Source organism: Shewanella sp. 0m-8 (assembly GCF_052977265.1).
The window spans coordinates 94,870-107,876 of sequence record NZ_JBRIMB010000013.1 but is presented as its reverse complement, the minus strand read 5'-3'; the positions used below and the strand labels follow the sequence as shown (position 1 = coordinate 107,876).

Here is a 13,007-nt window from a genome sequence, read left to right as displayed (position 1 = left end):
TTGCGAATGAATATCGTTAAAGTAAATTATTCGCATTTGCTAATGGAGCTCTGCAAGTCACAATGGATAAAAGCATACAATTACCCGTACTCTACTCGTTAAGAAATTGCCCATACGCAATGCGTGCAAGATTGGCTATCTATGCCTCGAGGCAGCAGGTTGAATTACGGGATCTCGTCTTAAGTAATAAGCCGTTTGAACTTCTTCAAGCATCACCTAAAGGCACGGTGCCGGTTTTGGTACAAGCAGATGGTAAGGTTATCGAACAGAGCCTTGAGGTGATGCTGTGGGCATTAACCTTAAGTGATCCAGATGACCATCTCGATAACGCAGATCCACAAGCATTAGATGAGATGCTAGCGCTTATCACGGTTTTTGATACAGAGTTTAAAGTTTGCTTGGAAAAGTATCGTTGCTCAAAACGCTACCATGAAGCCTCTCTTATTGAAGATAGAGAGGCCTGTGAAACCTATTTAAAGGGGCTTGAACAACGATTAACCCAACACAAGTATTTAATCTCAGATAGCCCCAGTTTGGTTGATTTAGCCTTGTTACCTTTTATACGTCAGTTTGCTCGGGTCGAGCGCCAATGGTATCGGCAATCACCTTATCCCAATGTGAGGGATTGGCTTAATAGTTATTTACAAAGTCGAATGTTTAGCAAAGTAATGACTCAGCATCCATTATGGCTAGAAACAGGGGAAGGGATAGTGTTTAGCGCTAATGATTTGTAATACGATTCAACGAATTAGATCCAAAGTGAATGTTTAAGAGCCTGTTGTTGCTAGTTAACGAATATTAACTGAAACTTAAATTTGTTGAGTTATAATGAGTGCCTAACATTAATGAAGCCATTAATGTAGCCATCAAAGTGAGCTCTTAAGTGAGTCTCAAAGTCAGTATTAGGGCTGAGGTATATTCAGACCTTACACTTACGCTTGGCTTCTCGCGTTTGCCATCAATTAGCAAAAGTTTTGTGATGTGATTGCACTTATGGCGCCGCTCAAATATGTACGCGCGATGTTTAACACAGGTTAGCACAGGTTAGATGGGTAAACCTTTTAGCAGTATTCCTTTAAGCAATATAGAACTGAAATAATGAGTGATGAATTTATGACGGGCAAAGAGAACAGCGAACAGAGCAAGTGGGTTAAATATGTCGTTTGGGACAAGTCGGTTAGGATTTTCCATTGGATTAACCTTATTTTGGTAACCAGCTTAATGTTTGTTGGCTTGATTATGTTATTTAAGTCAGAACTTGGGATTACGGGTCTAGCTGCAAAAGTAAAACTCAAAGAGTTGCATATCATTATTGGTTACCTATTTGCGGTCAATCTAACGATTCGGTTGCTATTTGGTGTTATTGGCAGTCGCTATACAAAGTTCGCCCATATGCTGCCTAGCCTTAAGCAGAGCCGAGACTATCGAAATGCGTTAAAAGCGGGAGAAAATCCACAATATCTGGGTCATAACCCGTTGGGTAAATTAGCTGTTGCAGCAATATTTGTGTTGTTAATTGTGATTATGGCGACAGGATTATTCCGCGCGGGGACAGATGTGTATTACCCGCCATTAGGTGGGACGGTTGCTGAGTATTTAGCACAAGATGGTGTCGCACCAGCCTCGCTCAAACCCTATGATGACACTGGGGTTAATCAAGAAAAAGTGGCACAGTTAAAGCCCTATAAAAGTATTATAGGTAAGGTGCACCTTTATGGTTCATATTTACTCATGCTATTGATATTTATTCATATAGTCGGTGTCGTCATCGCAGAGTTACGCCATCAGCCAGGAATTGTCTCAGCGATGTTCTCTGGTAAAAAGTACCTTAAAGACAAACCTGTTGACGAGTAAGCTAGATAGTTTATGAGCTAACATTTAATAAGAAGTCCGCATATAGCGGGCTTTTTTATACTCGGTCTACAACTTGCTATTTTCGCTGCGATTGAAACTCAGGGCGATAGCTTTGCGGCAGTTCAAATACTTTGTGCTCAGCACTCATTGGGCAGGTAAAGCTTAAATGGCAAGAGGTGAGCTGTAGGTTAGGTGTGAGTTCGCTGCCATTGCCGTGTTGCCGATCACCGACCACTGGGTGACCAATACTTGCCATATGGATGCGAATTTGGTGCTTACGTCCAGACTCAATCTTTACCTGTACTTTCGACTGATTAAGCTCGCTGTTGTATTCAAGACGATGAGCATGCGATAGCGCCGACTTATTATCAACATCGGTGTCGATTGTGACCTTGCCATCGGGGAACTTGCCCTCAACAATCACTTGATAAAATTTATCCAGTGCACGGGTCTCAAATAGATTAGCAATCGCAGCGGTGACTTTTTTGCTATGGCCTAAGACTATCAATCCGGTGGCGGCGAGATCCAATCGATGGATGATGTAAGCGCTTCTGGCAGGTTCAAGGTGAGTTTCAGCAAAGCGATTAATGGTGGTGTGGTCGCTCCATTTAGAACCTTGGCAGCGCATGCCAAAAGGCTTATACCAAATACTGTATTGCCCCTCATCGAACAGCAACTCTGCATCATTGACCTTTTCATCTAACACTGCTTGGTTGTAATAGAGGTGGATTTGATCACCGACCTTTAATGCTTTTTTCGCGCGGCGAAGGCGATTGGTTTGCTTACCATGACTATGCCAAACCGCGCCTTTTTGCATTGCTTGCTTAATAATTTGCTTGGATAAGCCCGTATCTTCTGCGAGCAGGGTAGCAGCATCAATTTCACTGGACTGGACTTTGATATGGGTTTCTATTTTTAACGGGCTCATGATTAACAGTTCGCAACAGGGTGTTATTTAGCAAGCTGGTAATTTTACACGATTATCGAATCACTTTCTTATACTGATTGGTTTATGCTGCTTAAAACTTAATATCGCGGTGGGCAAGCGAGCTTGATTAGACAAAAAGAGAGGGTGGTTAATGACTCAAGAGGATCTTAAGCCTTTGGCTATTTGTGATGAAAACTTAATGCAAATTGTCTTGTTCAAGTGAGCTGCTAGGCTTAGTGTTTAATTAACGTAAATTGATGCAATGGAAATCAAATAGCTTGCCTTGTTTGATCCCCTTGCCAGTGTAAATAGCAAATGGAGTGAGTGATGGATACGCAATTATCATTAAGAGTAAAACATTGGATGGCCAGTGACCCAGACCCATTGATGCGACAAGAGCTGCAAGCTTTGCTGGACTCAGATGATAGCGCAGAACTTGAGGCGCGCTTTGCTGGTCGACTCGCCTTTGGTACTGCGGGATTGCGTGGCGTAGTTGGCGCTGGTCCGACTCGAATGAATCGCTTGGTGGTGCAGCAAACTTCAGCAGGACTTGGCGCATACCTTAAAGCGCAAATTAGCGATGTTGCGACTCGCGGCGTGGTTATTGGTTATGACGGTCGTCACGACTCAAAGCAGTTTGCCCATGACACAGCCAGTGTATTGGCTGCTCTGGGCATAAAGGTCTACCTCACTGCCAATGTAGCCGCAACGCCGCTGGTGGCCTTTGGTGTTCTGCACCTTGGCACCGCAGCTGGCATCGTGGTGACAGCGAGTCATAATCCGCCGCAATACAATGGTTATAAAGTGTATTGGGGTAATGGCGCGCAGATCATTCCGCCCCATGACAGTGGTATTGCTGCCTGTATTGATAAGGCTGCTACAGTGGCCATTCCATTGCTCGACCTTAAGATCGCAAAAGCTGCTGGTCAGCTTATCATGCTTGAAGATGACTTTTATTATGCTTATCGCCAGGGCGTGAGTTTAGCCCCAGTGCTGCAAAATAATACTCAACCTGAATTGGTCAGTATGGCGTATACCGCCATGCATGGTGTGGGTAACGAGATGGCACTCGATGTATTAAAAGATGCAGGGTTCACGCAAGTGTATTCGGTTGCCGAGCAGGCAGAGCCTGATGGTGATTTCCCTACGGTAAACTTTCCTAACCCTGAAGAGAAAGGGGCGATGGATATGGTGATTGCTGAGGCTAAAAAGCACAATGTCATGCTTGCCTGTGCAAACGATCCTGATGCTGACCGTTTTGCCGTCGCAGTCCGAACTGCTTCCGGTGATTATCAGATGCTAACGGGCGATCAGGTCGGTGTGCTATTTGGCCATTATCTGTTAACTCACGCTAGTGACAATCACAATTTAACTTGCACTACGATTGTATCATCGAGTTTATTATCAAAGGTTGCCCAGAGCCTAAATGGCACTTGCCTAACGACACTGACAGGATTTAAGTGGCTAACCAATGTGGGCATGAGTGAAGAGACTGACGATAACCGCTTTGTGTTTGCTTACGAAGAAGCGCTCGGTTACACCGTAGGCTCTATGGTGTGGGACAAAGACGGTTTGTCGGCAATCGTTGCGTTTGCGCAGTTAACCGCTGAACTTGCCAGCCAAGGGCAAACCATTTGGGATCGGCTAGAAACGATCTACCGTGAACATGGCTTCCACCTTAATGCTCAAGTGAGTATTGCGTTAAAGCCAACAACGCCCAATATCGGCGCTTACCTTAGAGAGCATCCTCCAGTAGAGATTGCAGGCCATAAGGTGATATCGACTGATGATATTAGCCTAGGTAAACGCTTCTTTTCTGATGGGAGCGAGGAAGATATTGCGCTACCGGCTAGCGATGTGCTGATTTATCGCCTGCAAAATGGCTCGCGGGTGATTGTAAGGCCTTCAGGTACCGAGCCTAAAATTAAGTGTTATTACGAGGTTGTTGAGTCTATGAGTGCTGAAGACACCTTGGTGAGTGCTCAGCAACGCGCGCAGATAGAAATGACGCGCTTTATTGAGGCGCATCAGGCGGCGCTGCCTAAGTAAACTTATTTTACTGCTGAGTTGATGCTAGCAATTAATATTTAGCACTTAGTGAGACGGTATCTAGCACTTAGCACTTAGCACTTAGCACTTAGCTCTTAGAACTTAATATTGAACACGTAACTTTGAACACAAGCAGTTAGCTGCTCACAGTAAGCCTTGAGGGAGAGTGAACCTCCCTTAGGGCTAACATCTCGCTAACTATCTAACCAGGTCTCACCTCTACCACTGCCGTTATATCAGTGGCTGTCCTCGCTATCAAATCGCCTAATCTTTTCTAGTAAGGGAGTAGTGTCACTTATGACTACGATCTAGGAACTGATAAAAAGGCTGCTGTCGCTGCACGTGTAATGAATTGATGATAGCTAATTGTTATTGATTTGATGATAACAGCTGGTTATGAATTTAATAACTATTGATAATTTTTATTAATGCTTCATGCGCCATATACTCACTTCATCGAAACAAGTTATGAATTAAATATTAGTCTTTGGAGATAATTATGAAAATGAATCATGTCGGTATCATGGTAGGCAATATGGACAAAGCGGTTGAGTTTTATACTAAAGCTTTAGGTCTTGAAGTCGTCATGGGCAACACGCAAGTAGAAGAAGAGCGTGAAACTGCAATTGGTAGAATGTGTGTTGCTGTTTTTGGTGAAGGTTTTAAAGGGTTTAATATTGCTCACTTAGTCACGGCAGACGGTATTGGTTTTGAACTGTTTGAAATGAAACAGCGCCAAGAGCGTCACCTGGTGGATTTTTCTCGGATTGGTATTTTTCATTTTTGTCTGCAAACGGATGACTTTCACGGTGTGATTGAGCGTACTGAAAAGTTTGGCGGCAAAGTTCGAATGGATATTATGCGCTACCATCCAGAAGATGATAGTAAGCAAGCTAAGATGGTGTATCTAGAAGACCCATTTGGTAACCTATTTGAGCTTTACTCCCATACCTACCAAGAGACATACTCTTCAGAATATGAGTAACTGATTTTATTGGTAATTATAAAAGGGCAGACCAAGTGTCGGCCTTTTTTGTTAGCAATATTTGAGTTGCACTGAAGGCTACTTAGGGCTGCGTTTGGGCCGTTACTGCTGTAGGTACACCGCAGTTGATCGAACCATGGTGATTATTGATCTGCATTGGCCATTTTTATGGGATATTTATTTGATTAAATAAAGCGACTTGCTGTTTTAGCGCTTGTGCTTTGAGTTCTGTCAGTACTATGGTGAAACCACCTATGGCAGTCATGCTAAATAGCAGCGCTTGTTGCCAGCCCGATAAAGAGATTTGTGCAAGAAAAAACTGCGAAGCATAACTAACAGCGTTTCTAAGATCTTGGGTATTCACGATAAACCTATTTTTGGCTATGTCATGTTCGATATAGATGGGGGTCGCCAATCCACCAAGTTTTACTTTGAGCTTGCTGTCTTGCTGTTCGACTCGATAGCCTAGTGCTAATAGCTCACTTTTTAAATTACCTTTTAAATCCGTCATCCTTGCTCCCTTAACCCTTATCTATCCTTGATGTGTCTGATTTATGCAATCGTTGACAGTTTCTATCTTTGCTCATATTTAACAAAAGGTTGAAGCGTAATAAGCTGGGAGTCAATTGAGCATTTTTCAATGACTTTTATGCAATGGGCAAGCTACGCAAGAACGGCTAATTCTCGGATTAGTTCATTCTAGACTTAATCCATTCTCGATTTAGCTAACTATTGATTTAATTAACTGTTGATTTAATAAACGATTTATTTAACTCATTATCGATTTGGTTAACTATCGATTTTACTAGCATGGTCTGATAGTCAATGCATGAGTATCAATGCATGAGGGTAAATACGTTAGCGCAAGCAATTGAATATTGGGTGTTACTTGATAGGATTGATATATCATGCTTTAACTAATAAATGTTATGGCAGAGCAACTAGACTTATTTTGGTGCAAGCTTTCGATAATCAAAATATTTAGTTTAGTTTTTTATTTGGAATTTAATAATATGCTGCAGATGATTGATTCTGAAAAAGAACCAAAGGGTTTGATCCACGCATTAAAGCTGGATGGCAAGGGCGGGGCGACCAACATTGCTTGGCGGGAAGTCTTAGACGTTACCCCGAGTCAAGAACATCTTTGGCTGCATTTTGATTATGATGAACCTGAAGCACAGCAATGGATTAAAGACTGCAGTGGTTTAAATGAAGTTGCTGTCGATGGACTCTTAAGTGAAGGTAATCGACCTCACGTGCTCACTCGTGGCGAAAATCTGCTCATTATATTACGCGGTGTAAATCTTAATCCTGGAGCTGAACCTGAGGATATGGTTTCTGTAAGAATATGGACTAATGGCCGCGTATTGATCAGTACTCGAAAGCGAATTTTATTATCCACCGGAGATTTGACTAGCGACTTAGCAGAACATGTTGGCCCAAAGGATATCGCTGCATTGTTAGTTAGTTGGATAGAGCGCATAGTGAGGAGAACGACCGATACAGTCGATCTACTCGAAGATGATTTGTTGACGGTTGAGGATGAATTGTTTTTAGGCGAGCCTAAAGATATCCGTAGTGCGCTATTACGAGTGCGCAAACAAAGTATAGGGATCCGGCGTTATATTGCTCCACAGCGAGAAGCCCTGAATCGCTTGATTTCTGAGCCGTTAAGCTGGCTCAATGAGTTGGATCGGCTTAACCTTCGGAGCATTGCAGAGCGTCAGATCCGTCATATTGAGGATATTGATGCGGTAAAGGAGCGAGCCAGTATGGCTCATGATGAATTGGCAAGTAAAGTTGCTGATGATTTGAATCAGCGCAGTTACGTGTTAACGATTGTCGCTGCGGTTTTTTTACCCTTAGGCTTTTTTACCGGTTTGATGGGCATCAACGTTGGGGGAATGCCCGGTGTGGAGTATAAGTTGGCATTTTGGATTGTAGTCGGGATGTGCACTGGTATTATGGGGCTGCTCTTGGGCTTGTTTTACTGGCGTAAGTGGCTTTAATTCTAAGAATAAATCCAACCTGGAAATCATGTTAAGTTCAAGGTTGGATATTGCCAGCTAACCAGATCGCGACTGAATTAATCGTTAACTGTTGTTAGCTTTTTCCTAATGTTAACTTTTTTACAAGGTTAGCTTTGTGCCAACGTAAGTAGCTCGGGCAAGTATTGCGTTTCGCTATTGGCTATTTCTACTTGCTCCGCTAACACCTGTTGTAAAATTTCATGGCTAGTTAGCGGGTTTGCTAACACCACTCTAAATACCACGGCTTTGATATCCATTAGCTGGTGGTTTTCAGGATTAATACGGGTACGCGATACAAACGAGCTACCTTGTTCACGCTGAGTTTTTTGCACAAACTTAGTGAGACCGTCTAGTAGCGCATTAAACTTAGTGAGCGAGGCTATATCGCCAATTTCACGCGCTTTAGCCATAGCTATTTGCACAGATTGTGGAACGTAGCGATAGGTGAGCAGGCAAAGCTCAGGCTTAGATACCAGTTCAAAGTCGGTTTCATTGGTGATTAAATCGGCGAAATAACGCGCCTTTTCAAGGCTGTTGTTGATTAAAATCTCATAGCCTTCTCGGCCTATCACGGTAAGGCAAGCATGGACTAGCATCGCCATTCCTGGGCGCGAGCCTTCAAGGGTTTGGCTGCCTAAATCTTTTGAGCCTTGACGCAGAATATACTCGGCGTGGTGCTTAATGGCATTAGCAAAGGTCGGGTCTTTAAAGAGCACCATGCCAGCGCCCATAGGCACATACATCTGTTTGTGGGCATCGATGGTGACAGAATCGGCCCGCTCAATACCTGCAAGTAGGTGACGATACTTATTGGATAGTAAGCTCGCGCCGCCCCATGCTGCATCAACATGAAAGTGACAATTTAGCTCAGCGGCTAGATCGGCTAATGCATTTAGCGGGTCAATATTGCCGGTTTCAGTGGTACCCGCAACGCCAACAATTGCCATGACTTTAACGTTATCTTGTTCAAGTTGCTTAGCTATTTCACGCATCTTAACCACATCGACCTTGTTATCGTTTGAAGTGGGTACTTGAATAATGTTTTCTCGGCCAATACCGAGTAGGTCGGCAGTTTTTGCAAGTGAGTAGTGACCGCGCTCAGAGACTAAAATGGCTAAATCGTCATAGCCATAGTGGCGTAATCCTTTGAGCAGCCCTTGCTTGGCGACGCCTTTAAAGTCGCCATCCGCTTTAAGCAGTTGGTTTCGTGCTGTCCATAGCGCGGTAATGTTAGCGACTGTTCCGCCGGAGCAAAATGCGCCTAAAGAGACATCGGCGCTGTGCATCTGGCTTTGGTAAAACGATTCATTCTCGGCATAAACAAGATGGTGCATCATGCCGAGCACTTGGCGTTCAAGTGGCGTGAAGGCTTTAGATGTCTCAATTTTTACCAGATTCTGGTTCAGTCCTACCATCATCTTAGACAGAGGTAATACAAAGTAGGGCAATGCAGAGGTCATATGGCCAATAAAACTTGGCGCCGAGGTGTGCACCGAATGTGCAACCAGCGTTTGCATCATATTGTCGGCGTAATCGGAGACAAATTGCGGCGCAGCCGGAATATGATACTGCTGAAAATCAAGTTCAACTTCTGTGAGGGGTTTCTCTACCGTGACCACACTTTCTTGCAAGAAACCCATTAAATTCTGTGAAATATTCTGCTCAATTACACTCAGGGTTGAATCTGGGGCTTCTGGAACCGTAAAAATTCGCAGTAATGCCTCTTCTGAAGCGGTGGCTTTTCTTGCTGTCATGGGGCTAACTTTCTCTACTAATCACGCTGCTTTCTGAGCTGAACAGCTTTTCGAAACGGACGGTCAAAACGGACGGTCACTTTACTTTATGCTGTATAGCGCATCAAGTAGAAAAATAAAGTGGGCATCTTGGTTGCTGTAAAGCGCCGAGATATAGATGGATAGATTTCTCTTAAGTGTAAGGCGTTTTCATGTGGTCACTAAAAACAAAAAACTTATGCGCCAATGTCGGTAAGTTAAGCCAAACTTGATTCGTAAACAAAAAGCCAAGAACCCTGTTTAAGCAGGGATCTTGGCTTTAAAAGCTTATAAACCACGAAGCGAACACTTCATTTGCTTCGCTTACTTTATAGAGGGCACGAAGAAAAACTCGGACAGTATTGCTTCGTGGTCTTCATGTTCTCAGTGGCCGACTTTTATCTTTTAAAGTTATCAAACTCTCTGAGTTACTTCTTTAAGTGAACGGTACTCGCGGGTAGCTCAGCTTATTTAGCCGCCGATAGCGCGTATAGCGCCGCTACATTCGTCGCAGTGCTGTAGAGATTGTGTTTAGCGCTGCTTAACACCTCTGCAAGGGGCAGGGCTCTTGGCGTAATTGAAAACAGTGCATCGATGCCATGCTCAAGTAACATGTTAGCATCATCACTCACGCAGCCCGCAATGGCGATAACAGGAATGGCTTGAGCTTTTGCAACACTTGCAACGCCCATCGGTGTTTTGCCATGCAAGGTTTGGCTGTCAAGGCGACCTTCACCGGTAATGACTAGATCTGCGCCCTCAAGTAAACCTGCAAGATTAACCGTCTGCATCACTATGTCTATGCCGGGTTTTAGCTCAGCGCCTAAAAAGGCTATTACACCTAAGCCCATGCCTCCAGCGGCGCCCGCTCCGGCATAGTCACGATTATCTGTGAACCCACTTTTAGCTATGATGTCGGCGTAGTGACTAAGCGTGCCATCAAGCTGCTTAACCATTGCTGGCGTAGCGCCTTTTTGGGGGCCAAAAATTGCTGATGCGCCTTTGTCACCGCAAAGCGGGTTGTTAACATCGCAAGCCACTTCAAAAGAGCATTTTTTGATAAGCGGGTGCAAGTCGGTTAAATCAATACTGACTAGCTCAGCTAAAGCAGCGCCTCCTGGTGAGAGCGCTTTGCCTGCACTATCGAGTAAATGCGCGCCGATGGCCTGAGCCATACCAGCGCCGCCATCGTTAGTTGCGCTGCCGCCAAGACCGATAATAATATGTTCGATACCGCGATTTAATGCATCGACAATTAACTCACCGGTGCCGTAGCTGGTGGTGATAAGCGGGTTGCGCTTATCTGGTGCGACTAAATGCAAGCCAGAGGCGGCGGCCATTTCAATTACAGCGGTCTTTTTACTGCCTTGGTAACCCTCACCTAAAATACCGTAGAAAGCGGCCACGCGATCGCCCAGAGGCCCCGTCACATTTATTTCAACGATAGAGCCTTGGGTTGCATCCACCATGGATTGTACCGTGCCTTCGCCACCATCTGCGACAGGGACTTTAATGTACTCGGCTGTCGGCAAAACCGTGCGAAATCCTCGCTCGATCTCATTGGCCACTTCCATTGCAGTGAGGCTTTCTTTGAAAGAGTCGGGGGCAATCACAATTTTCATGCAGTATTCCTATAAAACGAGTCAGGCTAAAAAAGGGCTAACAGACTTGTAATGATGCTAGTGTGGATTCATGTCTGTACAGTAGGCAAGCCGTTCAAGGCTTGCCTATTTGTATCGAGCAAAGAGCGTTAAAGTAACACTAAGCTTAGTAGGTAAACCAAAGCCATAGCCGTAACACCTTGAATCAGCGTGGCCATGGTTTGGGCTTTGTAAGCTTGTTTAACACTCATGCGGCTAAACTGAGTAACGACCCAGAAAAAACTATCGTTGGCATGAGAAACTGTCATTGCACCTGCACCAATGGCCATAACGGTTAATACGCGGCCCATATCACTGGCAAGGCCGATATCACCTAGCATAGGGGCTACCAATGCTGAGGTTGCAACTAACGCAACGGTAGAAGAGCCTTGCGCCGATTTAAGGGCTGCAGCAACGACAAATGGCATAAAGATCCCTATGCCTAATGCAGACAGTGATTCACCCAAGAAAGTGCCGATGTCAGTTGCTTTAAGCACGGCGCCAAATGCACCGCCCGCACCAGTAATAAGTAAAATCGGTGCTGCAACGACTAAGCCTTGGCTAATACGCTCACTGAATTCTTTGATTTTGTCGTTGCCTTTCAGTAGTGATAGTGACAAGAACAAACCTATCATCAAGGCATTAACTGGCTGCCCTAAGAAGGCCAAGATATCGAAAAGCATGCCATCACCAAGTGGCGCCGATGGGAAGTTAGCTACCGAGCCTAAGCAGATCATCAAAATTGGCACAAAAATCGGCGCAAATGCACGAGTCGGGCTTGGAAGCGTACCGTAGGTTTGCTTAAGCTCTTCGAAGTTATCCTTTTGAGTTAACAGCTCCTCTGCACCTTCGCCATCAGGTTGGGTATTGGCAAAACGGTTGGCCCACAGTGTACCGGCTAAAGCAGCAACTGCTGCAACAAAGATCCCGACGAAAATTACCAAACCTAAGTTTGACTCTAGACCTAAGTTACCTGCAGCGGCGATTGGACCAGGCGTTGGTGGCACAAAGGTATGAGTCGCATACAAGCCTGTAGCTAATGCCACGCTCATAGAAACACTCGACACCTTCATACGATTTGCCATCGACTGTTTAAGTGAGTTTAAAATGACAAAGCCTGAGTCACAAAACACAGGAATAGACACGATATAACCGATAATCGACATGGTTAGCGTTGGGAAGCGTTTGCCCAGAACCTTAATCACCACGTCAGCCATGGTTATTGCCGCACCGCTTTTCTCCAAAATAGTGCCTATGATGGTACCTAAGACGATGACGAGACCGATGTAGCCCAAGATCCCGCCGAAACCTGAGGTGATGGTTTTGGCGATATCAGCGCTCGGCAGGCCGTAGGCAAAGGCCGCTAGAAACGATGCGAGAATTAACGTTAAAAAAGGGTGTAGTTTGTATTTAGAGGTGGCGATAACGATAAACGCAATTACAGCCAGTAAGATCAGTACTAAGCTCATAGGGGATCCCTGTATGGGTATTTTTATATGTAAGGTATTGTTGTTTTAGCCAGGTTGGCGCACCGTTTCGACAGTGCTGACCAAGGTATTTCAGGCCGAAATATTATGCGGCGGTGAAAGGAATATTTCTTTGGCGATGTTCACGAATTTTGATGAGATGAATACAAATATTTTGTGCGGATGCACAATTTAGGCGCAGAGGGCTTTTTGAGTTAGAGTTTTATTTAACGCTTTCTATTTAAAGCTTTTATATTAACAATCACTGTGCTTGACAGTGATA

The 13,007-nt window shown here is 44.5% G+C and carries 10 protein-coding genes; 5 read left to right on the top strand and 5 right to left on the bottom strand.

The window, feature by feature from the left end; all coding sequences use genetic code 11:
* The first annotated feature begins 62 nt into the window (after positions 1-62).
* Positions 63-734, top strand: coding sequence for a glutathione S-transferase (locus tag ACVBIO_RS09125; RefSeq protein ID WP_447172446.1), 672 nt, complete (start codon positions 63-65; stop codon positions 732-734).
* 364 nt (positions 735-1,098) lie between these two features.
* Positions 1,099-1,854, top strand: coding sequence for a cytochrome b/b6 domain-containing protein (locus ACVBIO_RS09120; protein WP_447172445.1), 756 nt, complete (start codon positions 1,099-1,101; stop codon positions 1,852-1,854).
* A gap of 76 nt (positions 1,855-1,930) precedes the next feature.
* On the opposite strand, the gene ACVBIO_RS09115 is transcribed toward ACVBIO_RS09120, so the two are convergent.
* Complete coding sequence (locus tag ACVBIO_RS09115; RefSeq protein WP_447163545.1) at positions 1,931-2,782, bottom strand: pseudouridine synthase family protein; 852 nt, start codon at positions 2,780-2,782, stop codon at positions 1,931-1,933.
* A gap of 327 nt (positions 2,783-3,109) precedes the next feature.
* Here ACVBIO_RS09115 and ACVBIO_RS09110 point away from each other — a divergent pair, with 327 nt between their 5' ends.
* On the top strand, positions 3,110-4,831 hold the full coding sequence (locus ACVBIO_RS09110; protein ID WP_447172444.1) for a phospho-sugar mutase: 1,722 nt from the start codon (positions 3,110-3,112) through the stop codon (positions 4,829-4,831).
* 499 nt (positions 4,832-5,330) lie between these two features.
* Positions 5,331-5,816, top strand: a complete 486-nt coding sequence (locus tag ACVBIO_RS09105) for a VOC family protein (protein ID WP_447161559.1) — start codon at positions 5,331-5,333, stop codon at positions 5,814-5,816.
* A gap of 166 nt (positions 5,817-5,982) precedes the next feature.
* Here ACVBIO_RS09105 and ACVBIO_RS09100 read toward each other — a convergent pair whose 3' ends face one another.
* Complete coding sequence (locus tag ACVBIO_RS09100) at positions 5,983-6,327, bottom strand: hypothetical protein (protein ID WP_447172443.1); 345 nt, start codon at positions 6,325-6,327, stop codon at positions 5,983-5,985.
* A 502-nt stretch (positions 6,328-6,829) separates the two neighbouring features.
* Between ACVBIO_RS09100 and ACVBIO_RS09095 the strand changes: the two genes are divergently transcribed.
* Positions 6,830-7,825, top strand: a complete 996-nt coding sequence (locus ACVBIO_RS09095; protein ID WP_447163542.1) for a zinc transporter ZntB — start codon at positions 6,830-6,832, stop codon at positions 7,823-7,825.
* A 128-nt stretch (positions 7,826-7,953) separates the two neighbouring features.
* Here ACVBIO_RS09095 and panP read toward each other — a convergent pair whose 3' ends face one another.
* The 3 genes from panP to ACVBIO_RS09080 all read right to left on the bottom strand — a co-directional run bounded on the left by panP (position 7,954) and on the right by ACVBIO_RS09080 (position 12,727).
* On the bottom strand, positions 7,954-9,600 hold the full coding sequence (gene panP, locus ACVBIO_RS09090) for a pyridoxal-dependent aspartate 1-decarboxylase PanP (protein WP_447172442.1): 1,647 nt from the start codon (positions 9,598-9,600) through the stop codon (positions 7,954-7,956).
* Positions 9,601-10,085: 485 nt separating this feature from the next.
* On the bottom strand, positions 10,086-11,240 hold the full coding sequence (locus tag ACVBIO_RS09085) for a glycerate kinase (protein WP_447172441.1): 1,155 nt from the start codon (positions 11,238-11,240) through the stop codon (positions 10,086-10,088).
* A 128-nt stretch (positions 11,241-11,368) separates the two neighbouring features.
* The gene (locus tag ACVBIO_RS09080) at positions 11,369-12,727 is read right to left on the bottom strand and encodes a GntP family permease (protein ID WP_447170019.1); all 1,359 of its coding nucleotides are present in this window, start codon (positions 12,725-12,727) and stop codon (positions 11,369-11,371) included.
* Between the last annotated feature and the right edge of the window lie 280 nt (positions 12,728-13,007).